Annotated in this window: 16 protein-coding genes; 10 read left to right on the plus strand and 6 right to left on the minus strand. The window is 70.7% G+C overall.

The features are described 5' to 3' along the window. Window positions 1–1,789: type I polyketide synthase (locus tag IE185_RS21450; protein WP_229843626.1), on the minus strand; the 1,789-nt coding region annotated here is incomplete at its 3' end. 514 nt (window positions 1,790–2,303) lie between these two features. Here IE185_RS21450 and IE185_RS21455 point away from each other — a divergent pair. The 5 genes from IE185_RS21455 to IE185_RS21480 all read left to right on the plus strand — a co-directional run bounded on the left by IE185_RS21455 (window position 2,304) and on the right by IE185_RS21480 (window position 8,906). Next, the gene (locus IE185_RS21455) at window positions 2,304–3,548 is read left to right on the plus strand and encodes a cytochrome P450 (RefSeq protein ID WP_138898220.1); all 1,245 of its coding nucleotides are present in this window, start codon (window positions 2,304–2,306) and stop codon (window positions 3,546–3,548) included. Window positions 3,549–3,594: 46 nt separating this feature from the next. Beyond that, a complete protein-coding gene (gene rfbA, locus IE185_RS21460; protein ID WP_138898223.1) occupies window positions 3,595–4,482 on the plus strand; it encodes a glucose-1-phosphate thymidylyltransferase RfbA in 888 nt (295 codons plus the stop codon). 50 nt (window positions 4,483–4,532) lie between these two features. After that, window positions 4,533–5,531 (plus strand): dTDP-glucose 4,6-dehydratase, encoded by a 999-nt coding sequence (gene rfbB, locus IE185_RS21465; RefSeq protein WP_138898221.1) that lies wholly within the window; start codon window positions 4,533–4,535, stop codon window positions 5,529–5,531. A gap of 153 nt (window positions 5,532–5,684) precedes the next feature. Next, on the plus strand, window positions 5,685–7,967 hold the full coding sequence (locus IE185_RS33870) for an NDP-hexose 2,3-dehydratase family protein (RefSeq protein ID WP_308432793.1): 2,283 nt from the start codon (window positions 5,685–5,687) through the stop codon (window positions 7,965–7,967). Between the two features lie 93 nt (window positions 7,968–8,060). Next, complete coding sequence (locus IE185_RS21480; protein ID WP_138897619.1) at window positions 8,061–8,906, plus strand: putative RNA methyltransferase; 846 nt, start codon at window positions 8,061–8,063, stop codon at window positions 8,904–8,906. Between the two features lie 95 nt (window positions 8,907–9,001). Here IE185_RS21480 and IE185_RS21485 read toward each other — a convergent pair whose 3' ends face one another. From IE185_RS21485 to IE185_RS21505, 5 genes are all read right to left on the minus strand, one after another. After that, window positions 9,002–10,270, minus strand: coding sequence for a glycosyltransferase (locus IE185_RS21485; protein WP_138897618.1), 1,269 nt, complete (start codon window positions 10,268–10,270; stop codon window positions 9,002–9,004). A 100-nt stretch (window positions 10,271–10,370) separates the two neighbouring features. After that, entirely contained in the window at window positions 10,371–11,558 is a 1,188-nt protein-coding gene (locus tag IE185_RS21490) for a class I SAM-dependent methyltransferase (RefSeq protein WP_138897617.1), read from the minus strand. Between the two features lie 78 nt (window positions 11,559–11,636). Further along, entirely contained in the window at window positions 11,637–12,632 is a 996-nt protein-coding gene (locus IE185_RS21495) for an NAD-dependent epimerase/dehydratase family protein (RefSeq protein WP_138897616.1), read from the minus strand. Next, window positions 12,629–12,856 carry a ferredoxin gene (locus tag IE185_RS21500; RefSeq protein ID WP_138897615.1) on the minus strand — a complete coding sequence of 76 codons (228 nt, stop codon included), beginning with the start codon at window positions 12,854–12,856 and terminating at the stop codon, window positions 12,629–12,631. Before IE185_RS21500 ends, IE185_RS21495 begins: the two co-directional genes overlap by 4 nt. Before the next feature lie 39 nt (window positions 12,857–12,895). Beyond that, window positions 12,896–14,110 (minus strand): cytochrome P450, encoded by a 1,215-nt coding sequence (locus tag IE185_RS21505; RefSeq protein ID WP_229843627.1) that lies wholly within the window; start codon window positions 14,108–14,110, stop codon window positions 12,896–12,898. 351 nt (window positions 14,111–14,461) lie between these two features. On the opposite strand from IE185_RS21505, the gene IE185_RS21510 reads away from it, so the two are divergent. The 5 genes from IE185_RS21510 to IE185_RS21530 are packed head-to-tail and all read left to right on the plus strand — an operon-like array spanning window position 14,462 to window position 19,335. Then, complete coding sequence (locus IE185_RS21510; protein WP_229843628.1) at window positions 14,462–15,232, plus strand: TylF/MycF family methyltransferase; 771 nt, start codon at window positions 14,462–14,464, stop codon at window positions 15,230–15,232. Further along, entirely contained in the window at window positions 15,225–15,863 is a 639-nt protein-coding gene (locus tag IE185_RS21515; RefSeq protein ID WP_138896927.1) for a dTDP-4-dehydrorhamnose 3,5-epimerase family protein, read from the plus strand. The genes IE185_RS21510 and IE185_RS21515 overlap by 8 nt, the downstream gene beginning before the upstream one ends. 55 nt (window positions 15,864–15,918) lie before the next feature. Next, a complete protein-coding gene (locus tag IE185_RS21520; RefSeq protein ID WP_138896926.1) occupies window positions 15,919–17,166 on the plus strand; it encodes a cytochrome P450 in 1,248 nt (415 codons plus the stop codon). A gap of 8 nt (window positions 17,167–17,174) precedes the next feature. Then, window positions 17,175–18,206, plus strand: a complete 1,032-nt coding sequence (locus IE185_RS21525; RefSeq protein WP_138896925.1) for an NAD-dependent epimerase/dehydratase family protein — start codon at window positions 17,175–17,177, stop codon at window positions 18,204–18,206. A 7-nt stretch (window positions 18,207–18,213) separates the two neighbouring features. Continuing rightward, window positions 18,214–19,335 (plus strand): DegT/DnrJ/EryC1/StrS family aminotransferase, encoded by a 1,122-nt coding sequence (locus IE185_RS21530; protein ID WP_138896924.1) that lies wholly within the window; start codon window positions 18,214–18,216, stop codon window positions 19,333–19,335. The last annotated feature ends 317 nt before the right edge of the window (window positions 19,336–19,652 follow it).

Below are 19,652 nucleotides of genomic sequence, written 5' to 3' on the forward strand. Positions count from 1 at the left end.
ACTCCTCCATCCGCGCCGCGAACACCGCGGAGGAATCCAACAGTTCAGCACCCATCCCGGCCCACTGCGCCCCCTGCCCGGGAAACACGAACACCTTCCGACCCACGTCCCCCGCAACCCCGGACACCACCGGGGCCGCCAATCCCGCCAGCAGCTCCTCACGCCCGGAAGCCACCACCACCGCACGATGCCCGAAAACAGACCGGTGCACCGAAGACCAGCCCACCTCCCCCACGCCCAGCCCAGCATCGGACCGAACCCGTTCGGCCAGACGCGCCAGACCCGCGTCCACCGCACCCGCCGACACACCCGACACCACCACCGGAACAGGGGCCCTGACGGACTCAGGCATCGGCCCCGACACCGATCCCGACTCCGGCATCGACCCCGACTCCGGCACCGGCGCCTGCTCCAGCACCACATGCGCGTTCGTTCCACCCATGCCGAAGGCCGACACGCCGGCCGCGCGGCGCCTGCCGGGCTCTTCGGCCCAGGGCTCCAGGGCCGTCTGCACGTCCAAGTGCAGCTGATCCAGGGGGATGTCCGGGTGGGGCGTGCGGTAGTTGAGGCTGGGGGGCAGCATTCCCTCCCGTACGCACAGGGCGGCCTTGAGCAGGCCGACGATGCCGGCGGCGCCCTCCAGATGTCCCACGTTCGTCTTGACCGATCCCACCGCGAGCGGGGCGGCACCGGCCTCGGCACGGGCCGCGCCCAGGACGGAGCCCAGGGCTGCGGCTTCCACCGGGTCGCCGGCCCGGGTGCCGGTTCCGTGCAGCTCGACGTACCGGACGCGCTCGGGGCTCGTCCCGCTGCGGGTGTACGCGGCGTGGAGCAGTTCCTCCTGGGCCTGGCGGTGCGGTGAGGTGAGGCTGTCGCCGCCACCGTCGTTGTTGACCGCGCCGCCCTTGATGACGCAGTGGACGCGGTCGCCGTCCGCTAGAGCCCTGTGCAGCGGCTTCAGTACGAGGGCGGCCCCTCCCTCGCCCCTGACGTACCCGTTGGCCCGGGCGTCGAAGGTGTGGCACTGCCCGTCCGGGGAGAGCGCGCCCATCTTCTCCATGGCTGCGGTGCTCCCGTCCGCCATGACGAGGTGCACACCGGCGACGACGGCGAGCGAACTCTCCCCCCGGCGCAGGCCTTCGCAGGCGAGGTGCACGGCCACGAGCGAGGACGACTGGGCGGTGTCCACCGCGATGCTGGGACCGCGCAGGCCAAGAAAGTAGGACAGCCGGTTGGGTGCGAGGGCCCGGTGCAGGCCGGTCGCGGTGTGCGCGCCGGAGTCCGTGCCGGCGCGGCGCACGAGGTCCGCGTAGTCGTCGGACGCGATACCGACGAAGACGCCGGTGTCGGACCCGGCGAGCCGTCCGGGGGCGACGCCCGCGCTCTCCAATGCCTCCCAGCCGAGTTCGAGCAGAAGACGGTGCTGCGGGTCCGTGGCGGCGGCCTGGTGGGGAGACATGTCGAAGAACGCGGCGTCGAAGCCCGCGTGGTCGGCCAGGGCCGCCCGCCGGGTGCCGTCCGGACGGCGGGTGACCTGATTGCGTCCGGCGCGCAGCAGGTCCCAGAACTCGTCCACCGTGCCGGCACCGGGCAGACGGCACGACATCCCGACGACGGCGATGTCGGTGCCACCGCCCGCACCCGCGTCACCCTTGGCCGACCCGGAACCCGCGTCCGCGTCACCCTTGGCCGACCCGAGGGCCGATCCCCTGGGGGCAGAACCCGAGTCGCGCCGGCCCGTTTCGTCGCTGTCGTCGCCGTTGCGCTTTACACCGAATTCCGCGTTCATCAAATCTCCGTAGCCAAAGTCATAGCGAGGGGCGCGATGTGCCGGAGTCCGCTCGAAGGATCGAAGGAGGGGCAGCAGACAAGGAGCGGGGAAAAGAGCGCGAGGCACCGGGCCTGCTGTCGTTGCTGACTGTCAGTTCTGTCAGTCAACCCTCGTCCGGAACGCTGTACGGAATCTGTCGGGCAACTGTGTCAGGTCACCCGCGTCGCCGCGGCGGCCCCGTATCCGGCCGTATCCACCTGCCCGGAAAGCGACCCGGGCACTATGTCAGGTCCCGTCTTGCGGTCACGGAAGGCCGCAGTCTAGCTTTCTCGACATTGCACGGCATCGCCCGGCATTGCAAGGCATTCACGCAGCGCAGGACATTCATGCGACGCAAACATTCACGCGACGCACGGCATTCACGCAGCAAAGCCTCAATTCAGCAATGACCGAACGGCTGGCGACACGACAAAGGGTACTGAACCGGTTTCCGGGACCAGTGGAACGGATACCGCCCCACGAGAGAGTCGAGATGACGACGCAGACCAGGGACACCTCAACCGGTACGGAACCGGAGCCGCCCGTCCATCCGCTGGCCCAGCCGGCGGACGCCGACGCGCGGCAACTACTGGAGTGGTTCGCCCGCGGCCGGTCGGAAGCACCGGTGTTCTGGGACGAGTCCCGGCAGGCGTGGCAGGTCTTCCGCTACGAGGACTACCTCACCGTTTCCACCCACCCCCAGCTGTTTTCGTCGGACTTCTCACCAGTGTTCCCCGTGCCCGAGGAGCTGGCTCTCCTCATGGGCCCCGGTACCTTCGGCGGCATCGACCCGCCCCGGCACGGGCCGCTGCGCAAGCTGGTCTCGCAGGCGTTCACGCCGCGGCGCATCGCCCGGCTGGAGTCGCGTACCTCGGCCATCGGGCGCGAGTTGCTGGCCGGTCTGCGGGACCGGGACCGGGTGGACGTGGTGGCCGACCTCGCGTATCCGCTGCCGGTGATCGTCATCGCGGAACTGCTGGGCATCCCCGCCGAGGACCGGGACCTGTTCCGCGAGTGGGTGGACGTCATCCTCAACAACGAGGGGCTGCAGTACCCCAATCTGCCCGACGACTTCGCGGAGACGATGGGGCCGGCCATCAAGGAGTGGTCGGAGTACCTGTACGCGCACATCGCGAAGAAGCGGGCCGCACCGGCCGACGACCTGATGAGCGGGCTCGTCGAGGCGGAGGCCGACGGGCAGCGGCTGACGGACGAACAGATCGTCAACATCGTGGCGTTGCTGCTCACCGCGGGCCACATTTCGAGCGCCACTCTGCTCGGGAACCTTTTCCTGGTGCTGGACGAGCATCCGGAAGCTCTGAGGGAATTGCGGGCCGACCGTTCGCTGATTCCCGGAGCAATTGAGGAGACACTGCGTTACCGCAGTCCTTTCAACAACATCTTCCGGTTGCTGACGGAGGACACGGATATCCTCGGGCACCCCATGAAAGCCCATCAGATGGTGATTGCCTGGAGTGCCTCGGCCAACCGGGACGCGGACCACTTTCCGGACCCGGACCGGTTCGACATACGCCGGAGCGCCAACAAACACATGGCGTTCGGGCACGGCATCCACCACTGCCTGGGGGCTTTCCTCGCCCGGCAGGAGGCCAAGGTGTTCCTCGACCTCGCCCTGGACGAATTCACCAGTTACCACATCGACCACGACCGGGTGGAGTTCTACGACGCGGATCAGCTCACCGCGCGTCACCTTCCCGTTCGGATAACGCGCTCCTGACCCGGGCGGCTCCTCCATGACGAAGACTCTTGCGGACCGCCGGCCCTTGAAGGGCATCATCCTGGCAGGCGGCAACGGCACGCGCCTGCGCCCCCTGACCGGAGCGCTGTCCAAGCAGTTGCTGCCGGTCTACGACAAGCCCATGATCTACTACCCGCTCTCGGTCCTCATGCTGGCGGGGATCCGGGACATCCAGATCATCACCTCGAAGATGCATCTGGAGATGTTCCGCTCGCTGCTGGGCGACGGCAGCCGCATCGGGATCCGCGTCGACTACGCCGAGCAGGAGGAGCCCCGGGGCATCGCCGAGGCGTTCCTCATCGGTGAGGAGCACATCGGTGACAGTCCGGTGGCGCTCATCCTGGGCGACAACGTCTTCCACGGGCCGGGGTTCTCGTCCGTGCTCGCCGACACGGCGGCGCGGCTGGACGGCTGCGAGCTGTTCGGCTACCCGGTGAAGGACCCCCGGCGCTACGGCGTCGGGGAGATCGACGCCGAGGGCCGGCTGGTCTCCCTGGAGGAGAAGCCGGAGAAGCCCCGCTCTCATCTGGCGGTGACAGGGCTGTACTTCTACGACAACGGCGTGGTGGACATCGCCCGGCGGCTCACCCCGTCCGCGCGGGGCGAGCTGGAGATCACCGACGTCAACAAGGTGTACCTGGCGCAGGGCCGCGCCCGCATGACGGAACTGGGACGCGGCTTCGCCTGGCTGGACATGGGCACGCACAGCTCGCTGCTCCAGGCGGGGCAGTACGTAGAACTCCTGGAGCAGCGGCAGGGCGTGCGGATCTCCTGCATCGAGGAGATCGCCCTGCGGATGGGATACATCAGCCCCCAGCAGTGCCTCGAACTCGGCCGCGAGCTGGAGAGCTCCAGCTACGGCGGGTACCTGCTGAACGTGGCGAAGACCCTCATGTCCGGCCCGGCCGCGTAGCCGTCCCAGGAAATCCGTGACAGAAACCCGTGGCAGAAAGGTCTGTTCCCATGCGCGTGCTGGTCACCGGAGGTGCCGGCTTCATCGGCTCGCACTTCGTCAGACAACTGCTGACCGGTGCGTATCCGGAGCTGGCCGGGGCGCACACGGTGGTGGTCGACAAGCTGACCTACGCCGGCAACCTGGCCAACCTGGAATCAGTCGCGGAGCACCCGTCGCTGGAGTTCGTGCACGCCGACATCAGGGACGCCCAGGCGATGGCCCGGGTCGTGCGCGGGGCGGACGTCGTGGTCCACTTCGCGGCGGAGTCACACGTGGACCGCTCCATCGCCGACGCGTCGGCGTTCGTCGAGACGAACGTCCAGGGGACGCAGGTCCTCCTGCAGACCGCGCTGGAGGCGCGGGTCGGGCGGTTCGTGCACGTGTCCACGGACGAGGTGTACGGCTCGATCGCCGAGGGGTCGTGGCGCGAGGACCAGCCGCTGGCGCCGAACTCCCCCTACGCCGCCTCGAAGGCCGCCTCGGACCTCCTGGCACTGGCCTACCACCGCACGTACGGGCTGCCGGTCGTCGTCACCCGCTGCTCCAACAACTACGGTCCCTACCAACACCCCGAGAAGGTCGTACCGCTCTTCGCCACGAACCTGCTGGACGGCCTGACGGTGCCGCTGTACAGCAACGGCGGCAACCGCCGGGACTGGCTGCACGTGGACGACCACTGCCGCGGGATCAGCCTGGCGGCGGCCCTCGGGCGGCCGGGCGAGGTGTACCACATCGGCGGCGGTACGGAGCTGACCAACCGGGAGCTGACCGAACGGCTGCTCCGGCTGTGCGGCGCCGACGCCTCGTCCGTGCGCCATGTCACCGACCGGCCGGGACACGACCTGCGGTACGCGCTGGACACCCGCAAGATCGCGGACGAGCTGGGCTACGCCCCACGCGCGGACTTCACGACGGGGCTTGCGGACACGGTGCGCTGGTACGAGGAGAACCGCTCCTGGTGGGAGCCGCTGAAGAAGGCCTCGCAGGAAGCCCGGCGCCCCGACTGACCGCACCCGTCGGCCCGGAACACCGCCGGCCCCCGGTTCCCCGACCCGGCCCCGGGCCGCCCCGCCTCCCGCACCGCCCCGCTGCGCTGCGGGCCAGAACCCGACGCGCCGTCCCGAACTGCGGTCCACCGACCGCGAGGAGCTGCATCCGCCGTGAGTACCCGTTCCGTACCGCCCGTACCCGGAGGCCGGTTGCCGGCCGCAGACCAGGACGAGGATCTGTGGCTCCGCCGGTACCGCCCGGTGGCGGATCCGGAACTGCGTCTGGTGTGCTTCCCGCACGCCGGCGGGGCCGCGACCTCCTTCGTCTCCCTGGCCCGTGGCCTGGGCGGGACGGTGGAGGCACTGGCGGTGCAGTACCCGGGCCGCCAGGAACGCCGCCACGAACCGTTCGTCCCGTCCGTACCGGAGTTGGTGGACCAGATCGTCCCGTACCTCCTGCGCCGGGCCGACCGTCCGCTCGCCCTGTTCGGGCACAGCATGGGGGCGACCGTGGCGTACGAGGTCGCGCGCAGGCTCCGCGGCGCGGGCCGGGCGTCCCCCGTCCACCTGCTGGTGTCGGGCCGCCGCGCGCCGACGGTGAACCGGCGGGACGTCGCGCACCTCCTGGACGACGACGATCTGATAGCGGAGATCGCCAAGCTGCAGGGCACCGACGACGCCATCCTCCAGGACGAGGAGCTGCTGCGGCTGGCCCTGCCGGCGATCCGCAACGACTACCGTGCGGCGGGCACCTACCAGTACGTGCCCGGTCCCGCGCTGGACTGTCCCGTCACGGTGCTCACCGGCGCCCAGGACCCCAACGTCCCGCCGGAGGAGGCGAACGCCTGGCGGGACCTGACCACGGGCCCCTTCGCCCTGCACAGCTTCCCCGGCGGCCACTTCTATCTGAACGACCGCACCGACGAGGTGTGCCGCACCATCGGGCGCGCGCTGGCCGGCCCGGCCACCGGGGCGGCACCCGCCCGCGCCACGCCACGCACCTCCCCGGCCCCTCCCGCGCCCGCACCACGCCGTACGAGTGCCGCGCCACTCGGTGACCCGGTGAACACGGCGCGCCGGGTGCTGATCTCCGCGCGGACCCCCGACAGCCCGGTCACGCCGTACGACGGCATCTCCGGCTGGCTGGCCGAGCGCCTCCGGGCCGGGCGCTTCGAGGTGTCCCGCATCCCCTTCGACGCGCTGCGCGGCTGGAGCTTCCAACCCGGTACGGGGAACCTGCGGCACGAGTCGGGTCGCTTCTTCTCCGTGGAGGGGCTGCACGTCCGCACCGACCGGCTGCCCGAACGGGGCTGGACGCAGCCCATCATCGTGCAGCCGGAGGTGGGGCTGCTCGGCATCGTGGCGCGGGAGATCGACGGGGTGCTGCACTTTCTGATGCAGGCCAAGATGGAGCCTGGCAACGTCAACGTCCTTCAGGTGTCGCCGACCGTGCAGGCGACCCGCAGCAACTTCACCGGAGTGCACCGGGGGCGCGACATCCGGTTCCTGGAACTGTTCATGGGGGCGGGGCGGGGGCGGGTCCTGGTGGACTCGGTCCAGTCGGAGCAGGCGGACTGGTTCCTGGCCAAGCGCAACCGGAACATGATCGTCGAGCTGGCGGCCGACGACCGCCTCGACATCGGCGAGGACTTCCGCTGGCTGACCCTGGGGCAGATCCGCAGGCTGCTGACGCGGGACAACGTGGTCAACATGGACGCACGGTCCATCCTGGCCTGCCTGCCCACGGCGGGGGCCGACACGGGCGCCACGTCACCCGTGCTGCGCTCCATCTTCGGTACGCCGGGCGAGGCACGGCACGGTGCCGCCGAGATCCTCTCGTGGTTGAGCGGTGTGCGCGCCCTCCGGGAACTGGTGCAGAACCGGGTGCCGCTCGTCTCGGTGCAGGCGGACGGCTGGTACCGCACGCCGCACGAGATCGCGCACGAGAGCGGGCGGCACTTCCGCGTCATGGCCGCCGAGGTCGGCGCGAGCAGCCGGGAGGTCACCTCCTGGACGCAACCGCTCATCGAGCCGCAGGTGCCGGGGCTGATGGCCCTGCTGGTCAAGCCCGTCGACGGCGTGCTGCACGCGCTCGTACAGGCACGGGTGGACGTCGGGCACCTGAACGTCGCCGAGCTGGCCCCGACGGTCCAGTGCCGGCCGGCGGAGCACACCGGCCCGGAGGGGCCGCCCCGGCCGCCGTACCTGGATCAGGTGCTGTCCGCGCCGGCCGGGCAGCTGCGCCACGACAGCGTCCAGTCCGAGGAGGGCGGGCGCTTCTTCCACGCACAGAACCGCTACGTGATCGTGGAGGTCCCGCCGGACTTTCCCGAAGACGCCCCGGAGGACTTCGCCTGGCTGTCGCTCGCCCAGCTCACCGGCCTGCTGGCGCACGGCAATTACCTCAACATCGAACTGCGCACCCTGGTGGCGTGTGCGCACACGTGGTACTGACCGGCCCGCCCGCCGCACGGGCCGGGGCGGCCTCCCGCGCCGCGTTGCATAAGCTGGGTCCTTGTCAGGACCGGAGCGGCACCAGGGGACACCATGCGAGATGAGGCGGTGCGGCACCTTCGTTGTCCCCACTGTTCCGACACCATGACCAGGGACGGCAGCGCACTGCGCTGCGGCTCGGGGCACAGCTTCGACGTGGCCAGGCAGGGGTACGTGAACCTGCTGCGCGGGGCGGCCAAGTTCCACGCGGACACCGCGGAGATGGTCGCGGCCCGCGACGACTTCCTCGCCGCAGGCCACTACGCGCCGATCGCCGGGTCCCTGGCCGCGCTGGCCCGCGAGACCGCGCCCGAGGACGGGGGCGCCGGCTGCGTCGTCGACATCGGTGGCGGTACGGGCTACTACCACGCGCGCGTGATGTCGGAGTTCGCGGACGCCGAGGGTGTCCTGCTCGACATCTCCAAGTTCGCCACCCGTCGCGCCGCGCGGGCGCACCTTCGTATCAGCGCGGTGGTGGCCGACGCCTGGGACGGCCTGCCGTTCGGCGACCGGGCCGCCTCGGTGGTCCTCAACGTCTTCGCCCCGCGCAACCCGGCCGAACTGCGGCGGATCCTGCGCCCGGAGGGCGTACTCCTGGTGGTCACGCCGCAGTCCGACCACCTGGGCGAGCTGGTGGACGCGCTGGGGCTGCTGCGGGTGGGCGAGCAGAAGGAGGAGCGGCTGGCCGACCGGTTCGCCGCGCACTTCACGGAGGTCGCCAGGGAGCGGGTGCGGTGCACCATGGCGCTGGACCACAAGGCGCTGTCGCAGCTGGTGGGAATGGGTCCGAACGCCTGGCACCAGGAAGGTGACCAGCTGGAGCAGCGCATCGCCCGGCTGCCGGAGCCCTGCGACGTGACGCTGGCGGTCACCCTGACCGCGTACCGGCCGCTGGCCTGATCCGGCTCCCGCGTTCCCGGCGGGCCGGCCCTTGCCGGGAACGGGAGAGGCGGCCGGGGGCTCGGCCCGCGACCGCCTCGACCCTTGGCAGGGGCTCAGCCGGTGGCTGCCGCGACCCCCTTGGCCGTGGCCCACGCTTCGATGGCGTCGCACGCGGTGTCGACCCCACGTTCGGCCGCCACCGCCTCTCCAAGCCGTCGGGCCCGTGCTGCCACGGCCGGGTCGGCCACCGCCTCCCGCACGCTCGCGACGAGTTCCCGGCGGTTCATCCGGCGCATGGGCACCGGCGGGCCGGCCAGTCCCGCCCGGTGCAGCCGGGCCGCCCAGAAGGGGTGGTCCGCGAACACCGGCACGACGACGTGGGGCACACCCGCGCGCAGGACCTCGGCCGTGGTGCCGAACCCGCCGTGGTGGATCACCGCGGCGGTCCTGGGGAACAGCCAGGAGTAGTCCGCACCGTCGAGCCGGAAGACGTCGTCGGGCAGCATCCCGTCCGGGCCGCCGACCACGACGAGGCGGCGGCGGACGCCGCGTGCCGCGGTTATCGCATATTCCAGGGTGGCCTCCTGCCGGTGGACCGGCCAGGTACTGCCGAGTGTGAGGGCCACCGGCGGCGCGCCGTCGGCCAGGAAGGCCTCCAGCCCTGCGGGCGGCTCCCAGCCCGGCTCGTCCCAGAACCAGTATCCGGTGACATGGCAGTCCGCGGGCCAGTCGGCCGGCTTCGGCAGTACGCTCGGGCTGAACGGATAGAGGTGGGGCTGGTCGTGGCCCAGGCGGCGCAGGGGTGATTCAGCGCCGAACGGCGGCAGGCCGCGTCGCGTACGGTACTCGTCGATCTCGGGGCCCCGCCACCTCCAGTCCTCTGTGGCGGCCCGTACGTGGGTGAAGTGATGGTAGAGCGGGGCGAGGGGGCCCATCGCGCGCTGACCGGACTCGATCGCGGGGAACGCGGTGGTCTGCGTGTCGGGCCACCAGCAAGCGGAAAGCCACGGTGTTCGCGAGGTGCCGAACGCCGCCGCGACGGTCAGCGGCGAGTGCACGACGAGGTCCACACCCTCCGCGGCGGTCTCGATGTCGTCGAGCACCTGCTGGTCGTAGCCCTCGGGTGCCTTCGGGAGGGCCTTGATCAGGTTCCTCATCGACGGTTCCCGGCGCAGGGCCTCCACCACCTCCGGCATCGTGAAGAAGCCGTCCGGGTCGCCCGGGGTGGTGCGGTGCTCCAGGTCCGCCCGCTGGACGAGGGGACGCAGGGCCTCGGGCGCGCCGAGCACCACCTGGTGCCCTCGGTCGCGCAGACCGCTGCCCAGGGCGACGAAGGGTTGGACGTCGCCGCGCGAGCCCATGGTGAGCAGTGCTATGCGCATACGGCCCTCCCGGGCGTGCGTCCGGTGCGATGCCCGGGGGCGGTACGGAGGACGTGGGGCGGGACCAGGGACGAGTACGGGTCCGGGGCGGTCCGCGGAGTCATGCGGCGCCCCCGGAGGAGGCCGCCACCAGGGAGTCGAAGTCGCGGGGGATCCAGGGAGGGATGCCCCCCTCGGCGTTGGTGCCCTTCTCGATGAAGGCGAGGTTGTGGTAGACGTGCAGACCCGTCACGTGCCGGTCCGCGTAGCCGACTGTGCGGCCCTGTTCAGGCGGCAGTTCCTCGTGCTGGAGGCTGTCGATGAGGGACTTCACCAGGCCGAGGCTGGTCGCGCCGCTCCGCTCGGGGTCCTCGTTGCCGCCGAAGCCGGGCCAGTAAGCGGTCCACAGGTCCTCGATGACGTACAGACCGCCGCTGCGCACGTGCGGGAACAGGGCGTGGAACGAGGTGCGGACGTGCTCGTTGATGTGGCTGCCGTCGTCGATCACGATGTCGAAGGGGCCGTACTTCGCGGCGATCTCCGCGAGGCAGTCCGGGTCGTTCTGGTTGCCGATGACCGTGGTGATGCGCTGCTCGTCGGCATGCGACTTGTCGACGATGTCGAGGCCGTGGATCAGCCCGCGGTGGAAGTAGTGCTTCCACATGCGCAGGGAGCCGCCGCCCCACTCGGGGTGCTTGTAGCCGCCGATGCCGATCTCCAGAACCCGTACCTCTTCGTTGCGGTAGGGCCGGAAGTGGCGGTCGTAGTGCGGGGTGAACCAATGCAGCGATCCCCACTTGGGGGTGAGGTAGCGGGAGGTCAGGTCGTTGAGGTCGGGCTTGGCGGAGGTGCAGCCGGCCAATACCGTGGCGGTTGCCTGCTGGGCGGCCAGGAAGTAGGGGCCGATCATTTCGGCGGCGTCGGAACCGGCGTAGGGGAACAGCGTGGTCCCGCGGGTGCCGGAGGACTGCTCGCGAGAGGGGCCGAACAGCTCGCGGACCAGGTCGGCCAGGCTGTACTCGATCCGCATGGCCACGAACTCCTCGCCCCGAGGGGCGGAACGGACGGGTGCGCCCTGGACGGCGCGGAGCCAGTGGGACAGTCGCTCGCCTTCCGTACGCACGACGAACTCGACGAGAACCGGTTCGTCGTTCACGGGGGCCGGGCAGCGCGAGCAGATCTCGTCGATGAGCACCCTTGTGACGTCGTCCGCGCGGTGGCGCTCCGTCAATCCACTGAGGGAGGAGGCGTGTCCACCGGCTGCCCGGATGATGTCCTGCACGAGGGAGAGGTCGGTGTTCTCGGCCACGGAGAGCCTTCCAGGTCGTGATTCGGTGAGGGGATCGGTCAAGGGATCGGTGAGGCGATGAGTGACGGAATCAGCGGACTAAAGCGGCGTGCGCGCTTGGTCGCGGTACCAGCGCACGGTGTCCCGCAGCCCCTCGCGCAGCGAGCGGAGCTCGAAGTCGATCACTTCGCACATCCGGGTGAGGTCCAGCTTGCGGACCGCCGCGCCGGCGGGCCTGGCCGGGTCGGTCCTGACGTGGGAGGGCACGTCCAGGGCCGCGGCCACCAGACGGGCCAGTTCCAGGATCGACACCTCCTCCGCGGAACCGACGTTCACGACGTCGTACTTGCCGGTCTCGACCACCCGGAGCGCGCAGCGCACCAGGTCGGCCACGTGGATGAAGGACCGTGTCCCGCTGCCGTCGCCCCAGATCTCGATCTCCTCGCCCGAGGCGGCGCGGGCGATCATGCTGGGGATGACCCGGTTGCGCGGGCCGGCCGCGCCGTCCCGGGGGCCGTAGACGTTGCCCGGCCGGATGCGGAAGACCCGGGTGGCGAATTGCCGCTGGTGGTGGTCGGCGAGGATCTCCCCGAAGATCTTGGACAGTACGTAGCCGTTCTCGGTGTACTGGGGGCTGCGGCGGACGTCCTCGTCCTCGGACGCCGGGGCGGACCGCGGTACGCAGTAGACCTCGGAGGAGCTCAGCAGGAGGACGTTGTCCACCTCGAACTCGCGGGCGCAGTTGAGGAGATGGGCCGTGGTGCGCACGTTGGCGTCGAGGATCTCGGCCGAGTGCTCCCGTTTGTACTGGGCGTTGCCGTCCAGAGCGGCGCAGTGGACTACGGCGTCGATGTGCGGGGCCAGGTAGCGGAAGGCGGCGCGTGTCTCCTGCCCGTCGCCGAGGTCGACGCGGGCGAGCCGGAGCCGGTCCCCGACCCGGGCGGTGAGTTCCTCCCTGATGCCGGGCCGGTCGGTGCGGTGGAGGCCGAGCACGGTGGCGCCCTCGGCGGCGAGCCGTTCGACGAAATGGGAGCCGATGAAGCCCAGCGCGCCGGTGACCATCACGGTCCGTCCGGCCCAGTGCCCGCTCGTCATGACGTCTCCCGCCGGTCGTCCGCAGCGGCCCGGCCCGCGGCCACCAGGACCGCGCCGACCGGGCAGAGGTCGGCGGCCTCGTGGACGGCCGGCCATTGTTCGGCGCCGGGCGCCTGGACGAGGGCCCGGCTCAAGCCGCTGTCGTCCTGGGCGAATACCTCCGGGGCGGAGCGTTCGCACTGGCCCGCGCCGACGCACAGTTCCCTGGCGATACGTACACGCATGTCATGCGTCCTTCGTTCGCTGTGGCTTCCGTGGCTCCGTCACCAGGTGACGGGCAGCTCGTGGAGCCCGAAGATGGCGGAGTCCTCCTTCACCCGGAGCGCGTCGACGTCCGCGGCGAGGCGCAGCCCGGGCAGCCGGCGGAGCACCGCGCTCAGGGTGACCTCCAGTTCGAGGCGGGCCAGGTTCTGGCCGAGGCACTGGTGGGGCCCGTATCCGAAGGCGACGTGTTGCCGGGCCGGGCGGTGGATGTCGAAGGCGTCCGGCGAGGGAAAGACGTCCTCGTCGCGGTTGCCCGAGGCCAGCAGGAAGATCAGCCCGTCACCGGCCCGGATGGTATGGCCGTCGAGCTCGATGTCGGCGGCGGCGGAGCGGCGCAGGCCATCGGCGACGCTGAGGTAGCGCAACAGTTCCTCGACGGCGTTGGGCATCAGGGCGGGGTCCTCGGCGAGTTCCTGCCACGCGTCGGGGTGCTGGAGGAGCGTCAGTACACTGAGCGCGGTCATCGCGGCGCTCGTCTCGTGTCCGGCGGCGAGCAGCAGCACGGCGTTGTCGAGGACGTCCGCGTGCGTCAGCCCGCCGGTGCGCAGGCCCTGGGTGGCGAGCGTGCCGATGACGCCCTCATCGGGTGTGGTGGCCTCGGACTTAGTGGTGATCAGGCGGTCCAGGTAGTCGCGCAGTTCGAGGAGCGCGGTCACCGACTCGTCGTCCCCCATGAGCCTGGTGGCTCGCTCGCTGCGGCTCTGGAAGAAGGCGTGGTCCTCGTAGGGCACTCCGAGCAGATCGCAGATGACCAGGGTGGACATGGGCAGGGCCAGCTCGGCGACCAGGTCCGCGGGACGGTCGAGCGTGCCGAACCGGTCCAGCAGCCCGTCCACGATCCGTTCGACGCCGGGCCGCATCGTGCGAACCCGCCGTACGGTGAACTCGGGGATGAAGACGCGGCGCAGGGTGCCGTGGTCGGGGGCGTCGAGGGTCAGCAGCGAGCGGGTCGCCTCGGCCTCGCCGTCGGCCGGGGAGAGCCGGGGCAGTCTGGCGGGGTTGATCCGGACCCTGGAGTCGGCGAGCAGGGCCCGCGTGTGCTCCTGCTTGGTGATGAGCCAGGTCCGTGAGCCGTCCCAGACGCGGGCGGGGGCTATGGGGGTGGTGGCGCGCAGCTCGGCGTACCGGCCGGGGGGCTGGAAGGGGCAGGTGCGGGCCATCGGCCACGCGACGTCCCCTTGCGACTCGGCGTCGGCAGCACGTGCTGTGGGCAACGGATTCCCCTTAGGTCTTCGGCAACCGGGTACGGCGTGCACAGCCCGCCGCGTCCCGTCAACGAAGCACGGTGCCGTGAAGACCGGCAAGGAAGGTCCGCCGATCTTCGTCAGGTCGGCGCGACGGCGGTCCGGGCAGCGGAAGCGGGCACGGGCGCCGGCCGAACACCAGGGGGACGCCAGGCGGTTCAGCCGGCGCGGGCCATCTCGGCGGGCTTGGTCAGGGCCGACGGCCGACCTGACATACGGCTCCCTGCGGGAGTGGCGTTCCGCCTTCCACTGTCCCTAGCGTCGAAGGCCTCATGGGCACCCATCAGGCACCGGTTGCTCCCGCCTCACTGGAGGATCCTCTTGACAGTCGCCACCGCGGACGGCCGAGATCTGTACCTCGGCCTGCTGAAGAAGGTCGTCACCAACATGATCTACGAGGACCCGACGCACGCCGCGGGCCTCATCGAGGAACCCCGTTTCGACCGGGAGGCCCGCGAGAGCGGTGAGGACTACCCGGTGGTTGCGCACACCATGATCGGCATGAAGCGGTTGGACAACCTGCACCGGTGCGTCGAGGACGTGCTGCGGGACGGTGTGCCAGGTGACATCATCGAGACGGGTGTGTGGCGCGGCGGTGCGTGCATCTTCGCCCGCGGGGTGCTGAAGGCGCACGGCGTGACGGACCGTAGGGTCTGGGTCGCCGACTCCTTCCAGGGGTTCCCCAAGACTGAGGCCGACGACCATCCCATGGACGTCGAGATGGACCTCCACCAGTACAACGAGGCGGTGAGCCTGCCCACCGGCCTGGAGACCGTCCAGGCGAACTTCGCCCGCTACGGCCTGCTGGACGAGCAAGTCCGCTTCCTGCCGGGGTGGTTCAAGGACACCATGCCGACGGCGCCGGTCGAGCGGCTCGCCGTCATGCGCCTGGACGGCGACTCCTACGGCGCCACGATGGATGTCCTGACCCACCTGTACGGAAAACTGTCGCCGGGAGGGTACGTCATCGTCGACGACTACTGCATCCCGGCCTGCCAGCAGGCCGTCCACGACTTCCGTGACCGCATGGGCATCCACGACGAGATCCACCAGGTGGACCGGCAGGGTGCCTACTGGCGCAACGGTGGCTGAGGAGCAGGGCGTTCCGCGCCCGCTCGGCATCGAGGGTGCCTGGGTGGTGGAGCCCGCGGTGCACCCCGACCGGCGCGGCGAGTTCCACGAGTGGTTCCAGAGCGAGAGGTTCCGCCGTGCCACCGGGTACACGATGCCGCTGGTGCAGGCGAACGTCGCGGTGAACCGGCGTGGTGCGCTGCGCGGGATCCACTTCACGCAACTGCCGCCGGGGCAGGCGAAGTACAGCGCGTGCGTCCAGGGGGCAGGGATCGAAGTGGTCGTCGACATCCGGACTGGCTCCCCCACGTTCGGGCGGTGGGAAGCGGTGCCCGTGGACGAGCACAACCGCACCGCCGTGTACGTGGCCGCGGGTCTGGGGAGGGCGTTCTTCGCGTTGACCGACCGCACCACGCTCATCTACCTGTGTTCGAGCGGGTACGCCCCGCAGTTCGACCGCGCGATCAGTCCGCTGGACCCCGGCCTGGCCATCACCTGGCCGGACGGGATCGAACCGGTGCTCTCCGCCCAGGACGCCGACGCGCCGACCCTCACCGAGGCGGAGCGGCTCGGCCATCTCCCCTCCTACGACTCCTACCGGGACCACCACGCGCGGCTGTGCGGTGCGGGCAGCGCACCAGGGCAGGGATGAGGGTGGCGCCCGGGCACGCGCAGGGCATCCGTACCGCCGACGGCAGGAAAGGCTCATGACGTCCGACAGTTCCATCTCCGAGGCGGCCTCCGGGGCCGCTGCCCCGGCCCAGGCCGACGCAGCCGTGCGGCCGTATCCGTTCAGCACCGCCACGGGGCTGGGGCTGGACCCCCTGTACGGGTATCTGCGCGAGCGCGAACCGGTGGCGCGGGTCCTCATGCCGTACGGCGGCGAAGGCTGGATGGTGACCCGGCACGCCGACGCCAAACTGGTGCTCAGCGACCCGCGGTTCAGCATGGCGGCGGGCGCGGGCAGAGACATCCCCCGCCCCACGGAGCAATTGCTGGAGCCGGGCGGGCTGGTCGCGATGGACCCGCCCGAGCACACTCGGCTGCGCCGGCTCGCGGGCGGTGCGTTCACGCACCGGCGGGTGGAGGGCCTGCGTCCCTCGGTCACCGCGCTCGCGCACCGGCTCGTGGACGAGATGGTCGCCGCGGGCCCGACCGCCGACCTGCAGGAGGCGATCGCGCTGCCGGCGTCGATCGGCGTGATCTGCGAGCTGCTCGGGGTGGACTACGAGGACCGGCACATCTTCCAGCAGTTCTCCGACGCCCTGCTGTCGACCGCGCTGCCGCCCGAGGAGGTCAGGCGGGCGGGTGAGGAATTCGTCGCCTATCTGGCGCAGTTGGTCGCGGAGCGGCGCGAGTCGCCGACCGACGACCTGCTGGGGGCGATGGTCCAGGCGCGTGACGACGAGGACCGGCTGTCCGAGAACGAGCTGTACATGCTGGGCGCCGGCCTGCTGGTCGGCGGGTACGAGACGACCGCGACGCAAATCGGGAACTTTGCGTACCTGCTGCTGCGCGACCGCCGGCTCTACGCGTCACTGGTCGAGGACCCGGGGCTGATCCGGGGGGCGGTGGAGGAACTGCTCCGTTTCACGCCGCTGACCACGGTGGACGGTTACGCGCGGATCGCGCTGGAGGACGTCATGGTCGGCGGCACTCTCATCCGCACCGGGGAGGCCGTGTTCACTTCCGTGGCCGCCGCCAATCTGGATCCGGAGGTCTTCCCCGATCCCGAGCGCCTCGACTTCACCCGGGAGCGCAACGCCCACCTGGGCTTCGGTCATGGCATCCACTACTGCATGGGCGCCCCGCTGGCCCGGCTGGAGATCCAGGTGGTGCTGGAGGTCCTCACCCGACGGCTGCCCGGGCTGCGCCTGAGCGTCCCCGCGGCGGACGTGCGGTGGCAGCCGGGCCTGCTGTTGCGGGTGCCGGAGCGGCTGCCCGTCACATGGTGAACGACCCGATGCCGAAGCGTGGGCCCCGTCCCGGAGCACGGGGGCCCGGCGGTACGGCGGAGGCGGGGCGGCGCGGCAGCGTCCTCGTCCTCGGCGGCGCCGGGTACATCGGTCGTCACGTATGCGCGGCGTTCGCCTCACGGAACCGTGACGTGGTGGTGGTGGGCCGTCGCCCGCCCGAGGAGCCCATGCCGTACCGCTGCGTCACCCTGGACCTGGCCGGTGCTGATCCCGCGGCGCTGGCCGCGGCGCTGGACGCGGCGCGTCCGGGCACGATCGTCAACGCCGTCGGGAGCATCTGGGGCCGTACCGACGAGCAGATGTGGTCCGCCACCGCCGTACCCACACTGCGGCTGCTGGAGACGCTGGCGCTGATGACCACGCGGCCGCGGCTGGTGCACCTCGGCTCGGTGCTGGAGTACGGCCCGGTGAGGCCCGGCAGCTCGGTGGGCGCCGACGCCGTACCGCGCCCGGACACGGCGTACGGCAGGAGCAAGCTCGCCGCCAGCGAGGCAGTGCTGCGGGGCACGGCCGGCGGGTGGGTCGACGGCGTGGTGCTGCGGGTGTCCAACGTCTCGGGACCCGGCACACCGCGGATCAGCCTGCTGGGCCAGGTCGCCGAGCGACTGCTGGCGGCCGCCGGACGGAGCACGGAGGCCGTGGTAGAGCTGTCCCGGCTCCGCGCGCACCGGGACTACGTCGATGTCCGGGACGTGGCCGACGCCGTGGTTGCCGCCGCTTACGCACCGGCCGTCCCGGTCGCCGTCGGCATCGGGCGGGGCGAGGCGGTCGCCGTCCGCGATCTGGTCGACCTGTTCATCGAGGCGAGCGGCACCCCGGCGCGGGTGGTGGAGCGCCCGGCCGCCGACCGGGCGTCCGGTCACCGGGACGACTGGCTACGGGTCGACATCGGCGCGGCACGCACCCTGCTGGGCTGGGAGCCGCGCCGTTCGCTGCAGGAGTCGGTCCGCGACTGCTGGAAAGCCCTGGCCCGCGCGCACCGGCTTCCCACCACCCCTTCGAAACCCTCTGGAGGTTGAGCTCTCCGTGAATACCTACGTCTGGGACTACCTGGCGGAATACCAGAATGAACGCGCGGATCTCCTCGACGCAGTCGAGACCGTCTTCGGCTCCGGGCAGTTGGTTCTCGGCCCCAGCGTGGACGGGTTCGAGAAGGAGTTCGCGGACTATCACGGCCTGCGCCACTGCGTCGGCGTCGACAACGGCACCAATGCCGTGAAGCTGGGTCTGCAGGCACTGGGGGTCGGCCCTGGGGACGAGGTCATCACCGTCTCCAACACGGCCGCCCCCACGGTGGTGGCCATCGACGGGGCCGGTGCCACACCCGTCTTCGTCGACGTCCGAGCCGACGACTACCTCATGGACACCGACCAGGTCGCGGAAGCCATCACTCCGCGCACCAAGGCACTCCTGCCGGTGCACCTGTACGGGCAGTGCGTCGACATGGGGCCCTTGCGCGCCCTGGCCGCAGAGCACGGCCTGGTGGTGCTGGAGGACTGCGCCCAGGCGCACGGCGCCCGCCACCACGGCGAACTGGCGGGCACGCTGGGCGACGCCGCCGCCTTCTCGTTCTACCCGACGAAGGTCCTCGGCGCGTACGGCGACGGCGGGGCGGTGGTGACTGACGACGCGGACGTGGACCGTGCGCTGCGCAGTCTGCGCTACTACGGAATGGAGGACGTGTACTACGTCGTGCGGACGCCGGGCCACAACAGCCGGCTCGACGAGGTGCAGGCGGAGATCCTGCGCCGCAAGCTCACCCGCCTCGACCGCTACATCGAGGGCCGGCGCGCGGTCGCCAGGCGGTACGCCGAGGGGCTCGCGGACCTGACGGGGCCCGGCGGGCTGGTGCTGCCGTCCGTCAGGGAGGGCAACGACCACGTGTATTACGTGTACGTCGTCCGCCATCCGCGCCGTGACGAGATCATCGAGGCGCTGAAGTCGTACGGGGTCTTCCTCAACATCAGTTATCCGTGGCCGGTGCACACCATGACGGGCTTCGCACACCTGGGGTACGCCAAGGGCTCGCTGCCGGTCACGGAGCGGCTGGCGGACGAGATCTTCTCGCTGCCGATGTACCCGGCACTCGCCCCTGATGTACAGGACAAGGTGATCGCGGCCGTGCACGAGGTGCTGGGCGCGGCCTGAGGGCTTCGTACCATTGCCGACGCACTTGTTACTGAGCTTGTAAGCGTGGTGTCGTCAGTGGTGGGCGCGTGCGTGACTGTCCTTGGGCGTCTTCGCAGAGAAGAGGCCCTTTTGGTCACAGAACCACGGGCTGAGGGGCGCAAGGTAGAGGACTTCAAGAAGGGGTCTCTCTATGTCGGCGCCGCGACAGACAGCCCCCTACCTGCATCGAGAAGCACCTGATACCCCATCAGAACGAGCGTCAAATGAGCGTCACGAGCGCCGTGATATCGCCCGTAACGCCCACAATGCACATAAATGCGCACTCACAAAACCCC

The organism is Streptomyces chryseus (assembly GCF_014650755.1).
In the GTDB taxonomy this organism is placed as follows: domain Bacteria; phylum Actinomycetota; class Actinomycetes; order Streptomycetales; family Streptomycetaceae; genus Streptomyces; species Streptomyces chryseus.